Genomic DNA, 12,654 nt, shown 5'->3' on the forward strand with positions numbered 1-12,654 from the left:
CAGACGCCTCGCTCGCTTGGACATGATTGCGTCATCATGCCGAAGCTTGCGAAGCCTTAAAAATCCTTCAGCATTGGCCGAAAGAATCATGACCGCACTAGAGCGCAACGCCTCCGTCTCGATTGATCCCGTAAAGCTCGACCGCCTCGCCGAAGTGGCTGTCAAGGTCGGCTTGCGGCTGCAGCCGGGGCAGGACCTGCTGCTGACCGCGCCTTCGGTCGCGCTGCCGCTGGTGCGCCGGATTGCCGTACATGCCTACAAGGCCGGCGCGGGTCTGGTGACCCCACTCCTGTCGGACGAGGCGATCACGCTGGCGCGCTACCGCTACGGCCATAACGACGGATTCGATCGTGCCGCCGGCTGGCTCTATGAGGGCATGGCGAAGGCATTCGGCGCCAACACCGCGCGCCTGGCCATCGTCGGGGACAATCCGATGCTGCTGTCGGGCGAGGATCCGGTGAAAGTGGCGCGCGCCAGCAAGGCCAATTCGATCGCCTATCAGCCGGCGCTGGAGAAGATCGTCAATTTCGATACCAACTGGAACATCATCGCCTATCCGAGTCCGTCCTGGGCCAAACAGGTTTTTCCTGATGTCTCCGAGGACGTCGCGGTGGCAAAACTGGCGGATGCGATTTTTGCAGCGTCCCGCGTCGATCAGGATGGCGCCGTCGCCGCCTGGGAAAAACACAATGCCGTGCTGCGCGAGCGGACCGAATGGCTGAACGGCCAGCGCTTCCATGCGCTGAAGTATTCCGGCCCGGGCACCGATCTGACGATCGGGCTCGCCGACGGCCACGAATGGGAGGGCGGTGCCTCGACCGCGAAGAACGGCATCGCCTGCAACGCCAATATCCCGACCGAGGAAGTCTTCACCACGCCGCATTGCCGGCGCGTCAGCGGCCATGTCGTCTCCTCCAAGCCGCTGTCCTATCAGGGCACGCTGATCGACAACATCGCGGTCAGGTTCGAGGAAGGCCGCATCGCCGAGGCAAGAGCCTCGCGCGGCGAAGAGGTGCTGAAGAAGGTGCTCGACACCGACGAGGGCGCGGCGCGTCTCGGTGAAGTGGCGCTGGTGCCGCATTCCTCGCCGATTTCCAAGAGCGGGCTGTTGTTCTTCAACACGCTGTTCGACGAGAACGCCGCCTCCCACATCGCGCTCGGCCAGTGCTACTCGAAGTGCTTCGTCGGCGGCGACAAGCTGACGCCAGAACAGATTGCGGCCCAGGGCGGCAACAAGAGCCTCATTCACATCGACTGGATGATCGGATCGGCCGAAACCGACATCGACGGCATTCACGCCGACGGAAGCCGCGTGCCGGTATTCCGCAAAGGCGAGTGGGCGTAATCAGCCCAGCTCGAGCTTGTAGAAGTTGGTCGCCGTCTTCGAAAACAGCGCGGTCTTCTCGGCTTCGCTGTACTGCGCGGCGAGCCGCTTGAAGGCGTTGAAGATCACCTGATAGCTGCACTGACCTTTATCAGGCGGAAAATTGCTTTCGAACATGCATCGATCGGGTCCAAAGGCCTCGATGCAGGTTTCGATATAGGGACGCCACGCGGTGGCGGCCTGTTCCGAAGACGGCGGCTTTGGGCGCAGGTGAAAGTCGTAGCCGAGCAGGCACATCGCGAGCCCGCCGAGCTTGACGACGACATTTTCGCATCGCGCGATTTCCTGGATCGAAGCCTTCCATTCCGGGAACACTTCCTCGCGCCGCCCGGCAAAGCGGCCGATGCCGACCGGGCCGCCGCAGTGATCGAGCACGATTTTGGTGTCGGGAAAGGCGCGGGCGAGATCGGTGAGTTCGCCGATCTGCGGATGAAACAGCCAGGCGTCGAAGCTCAGGCCCAATGGTGTGAGGCAGGCAAAGCCCCTGCGGAACGTGCTGTCGCGTAACAGCCCCGGCGGCCGCGTCGCATACATACCGGCGACGTTGGGATCGGCATCCCAGGCCGAGGAATGGCGGATGCCGCGGAAGCGGCCGTTGCCGGCAGCGATCTCCGCTTCCAGCACGCCCTTCGCGCCGTCGCCGAGCAGCAGGTTGACGTGGCTGACGATGCCGGCGCAGATCGCAGCCTTGCCATAGCCGCCGCTCGCCGCCATCGCCGCAACGCCATTGGCGAACTCGACCTCGCCGACCGGGCGAAACGCTTCCGGCCCTTGCGCGCGGTACATCGAGCGGCAATCGACATAAACGGTCGCGATAATGTTATGACCGGAGGCGATGTCTGTAGCCATCTCCTCGATCATGTAGCGCAGGCCGCCGCGGTCCCAGAGATGGTGATGCGGATCGACGATCGGGCGGGCGGGATCGATGATCTCTTCGGTGTGCTGCGCCAGCCAGTCTTCGCGCGGATCGACGTAGAGCCCGCTTCTGGAGGCGGGTGCGGTGCTGGCGGCCATGAATTTTCGCTCCCTTCGATTTATTGTTGGCGTGACCTTCCGTTGGCCACACTGTCAGCCCGGCAGGCCGCGTATGAAATCGATGATCGCGGCATTGACCTCGCTTGGGCGCTCCTGCTGGGTCCAATGCCCACAGCCAGGAAGTATGCGCACGTCACGCAGCGTCGTGACGATTTGCCGGAGGTTGGCGATATGCTGGTCCATGCCAGGGGGAGCAGCCACCACCATGTCGTGGTCGCCAGCGATAAAGAGCGCGGGGACGTTTACCGTGACGCCTGCAAACGCCGCCATGAGTTCCCAATTGCGATCGATGTTGCGGTAATAGTTGAGCGGACCGCGGAAGCCAGTACGTTTGAATTCTTCGGCATAAAAATCAACGTCCGCGTCGCTGAGCCATGCAGGCAATTTCGGCGGGGGCGCAGCTTCGCGCAACCAACTGCCGTTGCGCGGCACCATGTCGGGGGTTCCTGTTTTCTCGCCGCGGGCTGCGGCCGCGCGAAATGCCGCGGCGCCTTCGCCCGACGCGCCATAAAGCGAGTTCAGCACCCAAGCCCGCGGATCCCGCTCCATCTCCGCCTCGGCCACGCCGGGCTGCTGGAAATACAGTTGGTAGAACTGCGCGTCCGCGGTCTGCGGCATCACGCTGGTCGGGCGCGTAGGGCCGCGCGGCCGAAGCGGTACGCTGAGGCTTGCAACGGCGCGGAAGCGGTCGGGGCGCAGGCGCGCCGCCTGCCAGGCAATGTGCGCTCCCCAGTCGTGGCCGACGACAACGGCGGTCGGCACTTCGAGGGCATCGAGCAACCCTATCAGGTCACCGATCAGATGGAAGATCGTGTATTGATCGATTGCCTCCGGCCGATCGCTCTTGCCGTAGCCGCGCATGTCCGGCGCCACCGCGTGGAAACCCGCTGCGGCCAGCGCGGAGAGTTGATGGCGCCAGGAATACCAGGATTCCGGAAATCCGTGGCACAGGATCACCGGCGGCCCCTCGCCCTGCTCGGCGATGTTGAGGCGAATGCCGTTGCTCTCGATGATCCGCTGCGTCGGTCCGCTCAAGTTTCTCCTCCTTGCTTCGATTCCGAAAGCACATTTGCGCCGCGTCACACCCCTTCCAGAATGATCACCGTCGGCGTGCCGGGCAGCGTGTCGCGCGAAATCTTCAGGGTCCGCTCGCTCCGCTGATCGATCTGGAACTGCTGCCCGATCAGGCGCATGAATTCCTCGAGCGGTGTGGCGAAACGGTGCATCGGCAGCACGATGGAGGAACGCAGCCGCCGGGTGATGTCGGAAACGCCGTCGAGCGACATCGTATAGGTGCCGTCGATCGGTACCATCACGATGTCGAGCCGGCCGATCGCCGCAAAATGCGTCTCGTCGAGTTTGTGATGCAGATGTCCGAGATGGCCGATGCAGAGGCCGGCGACTTCGAAGATGAAGATCGAGTTGCCGTCCTTGATCATACCCCCGCTTGAGCCCTCGCCATAGTAGCGGCGGATGTCGGTCGGCACGTTGCGAATATAAACGTCGCGGACGCGTGTTGAGATATGCGCCGCCTGTCCGTTCTCGCCCCAGCCATGCAGGACGTGCGTAATTTTTGGATCTGGAAATAATGTGTAGTGGGTCGAGTGCGCGCGGTTCATGGTGACGACGTCGGGAAGCCGCCCCGTTCGGTAGGCACCGTTGAAATCGGTCCCGATCCGCACGCCACCGGGCGTGTCGATGTAATAGGTGGAGTGTCCGACATAGGTAATCGCGACCTCTTCCACTTTGGCGGCGGTACGGCGCAAGCCGACCGGAACGGCGCGTGGCGGCGCGTTCGCCATCGCGAGGCACTCGCTGCGTAAAGGCTGCTGCTGGGCGGCCGCCGGGACGATCAGCGAACCGAGGAAGGCGAGGGCTGTGGCAAGGGATCGCAACATGGCATGACCCGTCAGCGGTGAAGACCGTGGGCGACACTGTATCGCCGAATTTTGCAGCCGTCATGATGACATTCACGCTCAGCCCTGCGCTGCAATCACTTCATCGGCAGGCGGCCCTGTCATATGGTGAAAACCAACCAGGGAGTTCGTCTTGACCGAAAACGCCCCCGCTGCGCCTGCCCCATCATCGAAGCGGTTGGAGCCGCTGCGCCAGGTCAATGCCGGCCCGCTCAGCATCGCCTATTACGAGGCAGGCCCGGCAGATGGCCCCGCCGTGATGCTCATGCATGGCTTCCCTTATGACATTCACTCCTATGTCGACGTTGCGCCGCAATTGGCCGCGCAAGGCTGCCGTGTCATTGTTCCCTATCTGCGTGGCTATGGCCCGACCCGGTTTCGCGATGCCGCAACGCCGCGCTCGGGCGAGCAGGCGGCGGTCGGCGCCGACATGATGGCGCTGATGGATGCGCTCGACATAAGCCGCGCCGTGTTCGCCGGCTATGACTGGGGTGGACGGGCGGCCTGCGTCGGCGCCGCCTTATGGCCGGAGCGCTGCCTCGGGCTCGTCTGTGTCAATTCCTATCTGATCCAGGATATTGCCAACGCGATGATGCCAATGCGCCCCGAACGCGAGGTGGCGCTGTGGTACCAGTACTACTTCCAGCTCGAGCGCGGCCGCGCCGGCCTTGCAGCCAACCGGCGCGAGATCGCCCGAATATTGTGGACGCAGTGGTCGCCGAACTGGTCGTTCGAGGAGGCCTGCTTCGAGCGGACCGCGAGCGCTCACGACAATCCCGATTACGTTGATGTGGTGATCCACAGTTATCGCCACCGCTTTGGTCTGGCTGAGGGCGATCCGCAATATGCCGACATCCAGCGCAGGCTGGCAACGCTGCCTCCGATCACCGTGCCGTCGATCACGCTGGACGGCGCCGACGATGGCGTGGCGCCCGCGAGCGATGGTGCTGCCAGCGCGTCGAAATTCACCGGCCGCCGCGTCCATCGCGTGGTGCCGCGCGTCGGGCACAATCTGCCGCAGGAAGCGCCGGAAGCTTTTGCTGCGGCTGTGATGGAGCTGGTTCGCGGATAAGTCGAACTTTGCCGCATGGCAAGCTGCTTCGAAAGCGGTCATCTTCCCTGCACAAGTCCTCCAAGAAGGACGAAATTTCGTGGGGCGGAACACCATGGCAAAGCGTCACGTCGTTGCGATCTGGCTTGCATCTTTGGCACTCACACCGGCTTCAGCCGAGGAATTCCCCAACCGTCCGATCACCTGGGTCGTGCCGTTCGCACCGGGCGGCATCACCGACACGACGTCGCGCATCGTGGCCGAGGAAATGTCGAGGACGCTCGGCCAGTCCGTCGTGATCGATAACCGGGCCGGTGGTGGCGGCACCGTCGGCACCGAGCAGGTGGCGCGCTCAAAACCCGATGGCTACACGATGATCTACGGCACGCAGGGCACCATGGCGGCCAATGTCACACTGCGCAAAAGCCTATCGTATGATCCGCTCACGAATTTCCTGCCGGTGCATCTGGTCGGAGAAAGCCCGAACCTGTTCGTGGCCTATCACGGTGCGCCATATAATTCGGTGCCGGAGTTCATCGCCTATGCCAAACAGAATCCGGGCAAGGTGACGTTCTCCTCTTCCGGCGTCGGCACCGCCACGCATTTGGTCGCCGAGTTGTTCAAGACGGTTGCCGGCATCGAGATGCAGCATGTGCCCTACCGGGGCAGCGCGCCGGCATTGAACGACATGATCGCAGGGCGCGTCGACGTGATGTTCGATTATCCGGTTTCGGTCGGCCCCCATATCGAGGCCGGCAAGCTGAAGCTGCTGGCGACCACCGCGCCGGAACGCCTGCGTGCGTTTCCGAACGTGCCGACGATGGCCGAACTCGGCATGAAGGACATGACCACCCAGAGCTGGTCCTCGATCATGGTGCCCGCCGGCACGCCCGCGGCGGTGGTCGACAGACTGGCGGAAGCCGCGCACGCGGCGCTGACGTCGCAACGCGTGCGCACGCATTTCGAAAAGGTCGGCACCCGCCCGATGACGTTGCAGAAGGCCGAGATGATTCCCTTCATCGAGAAGGAGATCAAACGCTGGGGCGATGTGATCGAGCGGGCAGGGCTGGAGAAGCAGTAGGGCTCATCCCCGCCGCGGGCTGATCTTCCACGTCGCGGCCAGAATCCCGGCGGTCAGCGCGCCGCTGATCACGGCGGCGATTGGGATCGTGACGGCAAGGGCTGCAGTCGCAGCCCAGCCGATTGAGCAGAAGGCTTCTGCGAATGTCGCCAGTCGCGACGAAGTCTGGCGGCGGCGGAACTGGCTGCGTTTGGCCTGCACGCGGAACCAGAGCTGGATCGCAGCGGCGGAGACGGTGGCGATAATGACGCCGAGCGCGGTGACGATCGCCTGCGTCACGGAGGCAAACGCAAGGGCTGCGATCAGCGGCGTGAAGATGGCGCCGATGGCGATCAGCACCACCTCGAGTTTGGCGCGGATCACGCGCGAGGGCGGCAGCGGTGCGGTTGCGACCAGGTCGGCGGCATCTTCTCCTGATATCGTCAGCCATGCGAGGCCGCCGGCAAGCTGGCCCGCCGCCATAACGATGACGGGCGTGATCAGCACGATCGCGTTAGAGCTTTCGGAAAAACTTCGCCACAGCATCAGGGCCGGCGGCACCAGATAGAGCAGTTGCATCAGGCTTTGCGACAGCAGCCACGGGTCGCGCCGCAGCAGCAGGAATTCCTTGGTGCGCAGCGCCCGCTGCCGCGAGCCGCCGCGAAATGCCGTCGGGCGCGGCCCGCAACGGACAGCGCGCGTGGTTGCGGCGACACGGACGACGGTATCGGCAAATCGCGGCGAAAAGACCGCCATCACGGCGCCGAGCAGCAGGAGCCCGCCGGCCAGGAGCCATGACAGCACCATGCCGTCGCCGATCGCCGCACGCGCCGGCCACCACAGCGGACTGTCGAGATCAGGCGCATAGACTGAAGCGGCATCGGAGGTCAGCACTGCAAAACGAGACAACGTGCCGTAGGAAAGGATGGCCGCGACCTGCAGCGCGATGACGAAGCCGGCGCCGATGACGGCGGCCACGATCTGTGCGACGAGGCGGGTGCGGCTCGGGCCGATCAGCCTGAACAGCAGCACGGTGATCGCGATCGCTACCGCTGCAGCCGAAAGGCCAATGGCGACGACGACGCCGAACGCCGAGAGCCAGCGCGCGCCGCCGCCGATCACGAGAACGTCGACAAAGGGCGTCGACAATAGCAGCGCCATTCCGATGACGGACAGCGCGATCGCCGCGATCCGCACCGAGAACACGTTGGCGAGGTTCGCCGGTGACGACATCAGGAGGTCGAGATCGGCGCGGGCGTAAAACACCCGCGTCACCGATTCGATCGCCTGCGACAGCATCAAGGCCCAGGCGAGAAAGATGGTCGCGGTGATGACGATCAGTTCGGGCTTGCCGAGCGGGGCATGCAGATCGGCGAAGCGGCCGATCACCGCATAGGCCGGCAAATGCATGATGGCGGCGAACACGACCAGGGCGATGATGGCGCGCTTTCGCTTGCCGCGGCTGCCGGTCATCATGGCCAGCCATTCGCGCCAGGCCAGCCGGATTTCGTGCCGGGCAAACCAGGTGAGCGCGGCGGCCGAGCTCATGCGGCGGCCGCGTCGGCGTCGACGAGCGCGATGAACATGTCTTCGAGGCTGGTGTCGCCGCGGCCATTCTGCTGGCGCAGTTCGCTGAGCGTACCCTCGGCCACCAGCCGTCCCGCGGCGATGACGCCGATCCGGTCGGCCATCCGCTCGGCGACTTCGAGAATGTGCGTCGTCATGATCACCGTGCAGCCGGAGCGGACGCGCTCCTGCAGCAATCCTTTGACATGCCGCGCCGACAGCGCGTCGAGCCCGGTCAGCGGCTCATCCAGGATAATCAGCCGGGGATCGTGAACCAGTGCGCCGGCGAGCGCCACCTTCTGCCGCATGCCCTTGGAAAATCCCTCGCAGCGTTCGTGGAGATGCGGCTCCAGTCCAAGCGACGCCAGAAGCTGGTGAGCGGAATTTACGGAAACCGCTGAAGCGATGCCCCAGAGGCCGGCGACGAATTCGAGATATTCCAGCGGCGTCAGCTTGTCGTAGATCATGGGCTCGTCGGAAACCCAGGCCATGATCTGCTTGGCAGCGACGGGATCGGCAAGCGCATCGATGCCCAGTATCGAGACAGCGCCGGCGTCGGGCCGCAGCAGACCGGCGACCATGCGCAAGGTCGTGGTCTTGCCGGCGCCGTTGGGGCCGAGCAGGGCATAGAACTCGCCGGTGCGAACGGTGAGGTCGAGCGCATCGACCGCCGGGCGGTCAAAACGCTTCGTTAACCCTCGCACCTCGAGCGCCGATACATCCGCTTTCATGATTTCGGAACGGTCCAGTTGTTCGTCGCGGACAATGAACCGAAGAACTTTCGGCGCGGTGAATCTGGTGGACCAAATCGCGCTAAACCCCGCAACTTCCCGGGCTGCGGCATTTCTCCGCAATTGTTAACGGCGCCGCTCGCAGCGCTTTGTTGACAGCGGTCGGCGCTTTGGGCTCAATGCAACGGGACATATGCGGCTGCAGGCATCGTCGATGCCCGGCAGCGTGTAGACACAAGATGCGAAAGAGGCGATCGACAGAATCGCCCGGCATCGGGGAGGGAAATGATGCTGGACTTCGTTCAGCAGCTGGTGAGTGGCATCGCGCTCGGCTGCGTCTATGGCCTGATCGCACTCGGCTTCGTGCTCATTTACAAGGCAACCGAGGTTATCAACTTCGCCCAAGGCGATTTGATGATGCTGGGCGGATTCTTCGCCTTCACATTCATCGGCATGCTCGGCCTTAATTACTGGCTTGGATTCGCCGGCGCGGTAGCAGCCATGGCTCTGTTCGGCATGCTGGCCGAACGCGTGGTGGTGCGTCCGATCCTCGGCTATCCGCAGTTTTCAATCATCATGGCAACGATCGGGCTCGGATACTTCCTGCGCTCCGTGGTCGGCATGATCTGGGGCACCGACGATTTCAAGATCGAGACGCCGTTCAGCGACGGCGTGCTGCGGATTGGTTCACTGGTGCTGGCATACGACAAGCTCTCAGTGATCGCCGCCACCATCATCCTCTGCGCGCTGTTGTACCTGTTCTTCAACCGCACCACGCTCGGCACCGCGATGCGCGCCAGTTCGGAGAACATGCTCGCTGCCTACTACATGGGCATTCCGGTCAAGCGTGTGGTGTCGATCGTGTGGGCGATCGCTGCGGCGGTCGCGACCGCCGCCGGCGTGCTGCTGGCGCCGATCACCTTCATTCACTCCAATGTCGGCCTGGTGCTGGGCCTGAAAGCATTTCCCGCCGCTGTGCTCGGCGGCTTCGGCTCGATCCCCGGCGCCGTGGTCGGAGGCGTGCTGATCGGCGTGATCGAGAGCATGGCCGGCTTCTATCTGCCGCAGGGCTGGAAGGACGTCGCGCCCTACATCGTCCTTCTGGTGGTGCTGCTGCTCAAGCCCGAAGGCCTGTTCGGTGTTCACATGCGGAAGAAGGTCTAATGCGTTTTCTCTTCAAGACGGATTACGAAGACGACATCAAACTGTTTCCGCACAGCGGCTATATCGTTTCCTACGGTATCCTGCTGGCATTCTTGGCGATCGCGCCTTTCGTGCTTTCGAGTTACCTGGTCAGCCAGCTCGTGTTCGTCTGCATCTACGCCACTGTGGGTGTCGGGCTGATGATTCTCACCGGCTTCACCGGACAGGCCTCGCTCGGCCATGCCGCATTTCTGGCGATCGGTGCCTACACGGCGGGTTATCTGCAGCAATACAACGTCCCGTTTCCGGTCTACTTCCTGGCCGCCGGCCTGATCACCGGCGTGGTCGGTGCGCTGGTCGGTTTCCCGGCGCTGCGGCTGCAGGGCATCTACCTGGTCATTGCGACGATTTCCTTTGGCTTCATCGTCGAGGAAATCCTGGCACGCTGGGAGACGGTGACCCACGGCAACGAGGGCATGCGGGTCAAGACTTTGAGCTTGTTCGGCGCCGTGGTGCCGCGCGACGGCCCGACATTCTATTTTCTCTGCCTTGGCGTGTTGATCCTGACCATCGTCGGCACGCTCAATCTGCTGCGTTCGCCGACTGGCCGCGCCTTCGTCGCAATCCGCGACAGCGAAACCGCGGCGCGCAGCATGGGCGTCAACGTCTCGCTCTACAAGGTGAAGTCGTTTGCGATCAGCGCGGCCATCACGGGATTTGCCGGCGTGCTGTTTGCGCACAAAATGTCCTTCATCAGTCCGGAAATGTTCACGCTGCAGCTCTCGATCGAGTTCATCATCGTGATCCTGATCGGCGGCATCTTCAGCCTGCACGGCGCGGTGCTCGGCGCGATCTTCCTGGTTATGATAGATCCGTTCCTGACTTACCTGAAGGATGACCTGCCCGTCATTATCGCCGGAATTGCCGCAACCTTCGGCGCCGACAGCATTACGGCCGGAAAAATTCATAGCAATGTCGCCGCCATTGCATCCGCCAACGGCCTGAAGGGCGCCATCTACGGGGTGATCATCGTGCTGTTCGTGCTGTTCGAGCCGCTCGGTCTCTACGGCCGCTGGCTGAAGATAAAACTCTTCTTCCAGCTCTTCCCGCTCTACAAGCGCGCCACCTTCAAACGCCAGAAGATCTACGTGAAATCGGAGCGGAACCGATGAGCTATTTCCGTGCGGAAAACCTGTCCCTGCACTTCGGCGGTCTGAAGGCGGTCGATTCCGTCAGCTTCGCGGTCGAGAAGGGCGAGATCCTCTCGATCATCGGCCCGAACGGCGCCGGGAAGAGTTCAATCTTCAACCTGATCTCGCGCATCTACCCGCCGACCTCAGGCAGGATCTTCTTCGAGGACCAGGACATTACCAATCAGCCGGCCTACGAGATTGCAGGGCTTGGCATCGCCCGCACCTTCCAGAACATCGAACTGTTCGAGAATGCGACCATGCTGAGCAACCTCTTGGTCGGCCGGCACCGCCACTCCGCCACGCGGCTCTGGCAGGAGCTGTTGTTCCTGCCGAGCGTGCGCGCCGGCGAAAAGATGCATCGCCGCCGCGTCGAGCAGGTGATCGAATTTCTCGACCTCGAAGCCTATCGTGACAAGCTGATCTCGGGGCTCCCTTACGGTGTCCGCAAGGTGATCGAGCTGGCGCGCGCGCTGTGTACCGAGCCGAAGCTGATCCTGCTGGACGAGCCGTCGTCGGGACTCAATGTCGAGGAGACCGAGGACATGTCGTTCTGGATCCGCGACATGAAGACCGAGCTCGGCATCACCGTCTTGATGGTCGAGCACGACATGACGCTGGTCAATCGCGTCTCCGACCGCGTGATTGCGCTCAACTATGGCCGTGTGCTCGCGATGGGCTCGCCGTCCGAGGTGCAGCGCCATCCCGACGTCGTTGCCGCCTATCTCGGCGCATGAGGATGATGCCATGAGCGCTTCCGACATCATCCTCAAGCTCAGCAATATCGAGAGCTATTACGGGCCGATCATGGCCATCCGCGGCATCAGCCTGGAGGTGCCGCGCGGCCGCATTGTCACCCTGCTCGGCGCCAACGGCGCCGGCAAGACCACGGTGCTCAAGACCATCTCCGGCATTCTCGATCCGCAAAAGGGTACAATCGAATTCTTAGGCAAACCGATCCAGCGCATGGAGGCCGACAAGATAGTGCGGCTGGGTTTAAGCCACGTGCCGGAGGGGCGCGAGGTGTTTCCGTTCCTCTCGGTGCGCGAAAATCTGATGATGGGCGCCTATCCGCGCAAGGATCGCGACGGCGTCGCCGAGGACCTCGAGCGCGTCTACGGCTATTTCCCGCGGCTGAAGGAGCGCATCAACCAGCCGGCCGGGCAGCTCTCCGGCGGCGAGCAGCAGATGCTGGCGATCGGTCGGGCGCTGATGAACCGGCCGACCCTGCTACTTCTAGACGAGCCCTCGCTCGGCCTGTCGCCGATCCTGGTGAGGGAGATCTTCACTATCATCAAGCGCGTCAACGAGGAGCAGGGCATGTCGATCCTGCTGGTCGAGCAGAACGCCAAGGTCGCGCTGGAGACGGCGCATTACGGCTACGTACTGGAAATCGGCCGGGTCGTGATGAACGACACCTGCGACCGCCTGATGAATTCAAAGGACATCCAGGAATTCTATCTCGGCGCCAAGGAAGAGGGCGCCCGCGGCGAACGGCGCTGGAAAAAGAAGAAGACCTGGCGGTAGAAGACTTGGTTTTAAAAGACTTGGCGTTAGAAGACCTGGCGTTAACCGTCA

At 63.0% G+C, this 12,654-nt stretch carries 12 protein-coding genes; 7 read left to right on the forward strand and 5 right to left on the reverse strand.

What is annotated here, in order from left to right; all coding sequences use genetic code 11:
* Window positions 1–88 precede the first annotated feature (88 nt).
* Window positions 89–1,345, forward strand: a complete 1,257-nt coding sequence (locus RX328_RS03710; RefSeq protein WP_213248770.1) for an aminopeptidase — start codon at window positions 89–91, stop codon at window positions 1,343–1,345.
* On the opposite strand, the gene RX328_RS03715 is transcribed toward RX328_RS03710, so the two are convergent.
* Genes RX328_RS03715 through RX328_RS03725 form a run of 3 tightly spaced genes read right to left on the reverse strand, consistent with a single transcriptional unit; the run spans window position 1,346 to window position 4,317 of the window.
* Window positions 1,346–2,398, reverse strand: coding sequence for an amidohydrolase family protein (locus tag RX328_RS03715; RefSeq protein WP_213248768.1), 1,053 nt, complete (start codon window positions 2,396–2,398; stop codon window positions 1,346–1,348).
* Window positions 2,399–2,452: 54 nt separating this feature from the next.
* Window positions 2,453–3,454, reverse strand: a complete 1,002-nt coding sequence (locus RX328_RS03720; RefSeq protein WP_213248767.1) for an alpha/beta fold hydrolase — start codon at window positions 3,452–3,454, stop codon at window positions 2,453–2,455.
* A 44-nt stretch (window positions 3,455–3,498) separates the two neighbouring features.
* Window positions 3,499–4,317: an MBL fold metallo-hydrolase gene (locus tag RX328_RS03725; protein WP_213248765.1), complete on the reverse strand. Its 819-nt coding sequence runs from the start codon at window positions 4,315–4,317 to the stop codon at window positions 3,499–3,501.
* A 205-nt stretch (window positions 4,318–4,522) separates the two neighbouring features.
* On the opposite strand from RX328_RS03725, the gene RX328_RS03730 reads away from it, so the two are divergent.
* Together RX328_RS03730 and RX328_RS03735 are read left to right on the forward strand one after the other, a co-directional pair.
* Window positions 4,523–5,407 (forward strand): alpha/beta fold hydrolase, encoded by an 885-nt coding sequence (locus tag RX328_RS03730; RefSeq protein WP_409410749.1) that lies wholly within the window; start codon window positions 4,523–4,525, stop codon window positions 5,405–5,407.
* A gap of 94 nt (window positions 5,408–5,501) precedes the next feature.
* Window positions 5,502–6,467, forward strand: coding sequence for a Bug family tripartite tricarboxylate transporter substrate binding protein (locus RX328_RS03735; RefSeq protein ID WP_213248763.1), 966 nt, complete (start codon window positions 5,502–5,504; stop codon window positions 6,465–6,467).
* 3 nt (window positions 6,468–6,470) lie between these two features.
* On the opposite strand, the gene RX328_RS03740 is transcribed toward RX328_RS03735, so the two are convergent.
* Together RX328_RS03740 and RX328_RS03745 are read right to left on the reverse strand one after the other, a co-directional pair.
* Window positions 6,471–7,994, reverse strand: a complete 1,524-nt coding sequence (locus RX328_RS03740; RefSeq protein ID WP_213248761.1) for a permease — start codon at window positions 7,992–7,994, stop codon at window positions 6,471–6,473.
* Entirely contained in the window at window positions 7,991–8,743 is a 753-nt protein-coding gene (locus RX328_RS03745; RefSeq protein ID WP_213248759.1) for an ABC transporter ATP-binding protein, read from the reverse strand. The genes RX328_RS03740 and RX328_RS03745 overlap by 4 nt, the downstream gene beginning before the upstream one ends.
* A gap of 288 nt (window positions 8,744–9,031) precedes the next feature.
* Here RX328_RS03745 and RX328_RS03750 point away from each other — a divergent pair, with 288 nt between their 5' ends.
* The 4 genes from RX328_RS03750 to RX328_RS03765 are packed head-to-tail and all read left to right on the forward strand — an operon-like array spanning window position 9,032 to window position 12,603.
* Window positions 9,032–9,907 (forward strand): branched-chain amino acid ABC transporter permease, encoded by an 876-nt coding sequence (locus tag RX328_RS03750; protein WP_213248757.1) that lies wholly within the window; start codon window positions 9,032–9,034, stop codon window positions 9,905–9,907.
* On the forward strand, window positions 9,907–11,058 hold the full coding sequence (locus RX328_RS03755) for a branched-chain amino acid ABC transporter permease (RefSeq protein WP_213248755.1): 1,152 nt from the start codon (window positions 9,907–9,909) through the stop codon (window positions 11,056–11,058). The genes RX328_RS03750 and RX328_RS03755 overlap by 1 nt, the downstream gene beginning before the upstream one ends.
* Window positions 11,055–11,813 (forward strand): ABC transporter ATP-binding protein, encoded by a 759-nt coding sequence (locus tag RX328_RS03760; RefSeq protein WP_213248753.1) that lies wholly within the window; start codon window positions 11,055–11,057, stop codon window positions 11,811–11,813. The genes RX328_RS03755 and RX328_RS03760 overlap by 4 nt, the downstream gene beginning before the upstream one ends.
* 10 nt (window positions 11,814–11,823) lie before the next feature.
* A complete protein-coding gene (locus RX328_RS03765; RefSeq protein WP_213248751.1) occupies window positions 11,824–12,603 on the forward strand; it encodes an ABC transporter ATP-binding protein in 780 nt (259 codons plus the stop codon).
* The last annotated feature ends 51 nt before the right edge of the window (window positions 12,604–12,654 follow it).

Source organism: Bradyrhizobium sp. sBnM-33 (assembly GCF_032917945.1).
In the GTDB taxonomy this organism is placed as follows: domain Bacteria; phylum Pseudomonadota; class Alphaproteobacteria; order Rhizobiales; family Xanthobacteraceae; genus Bradyrhizobium.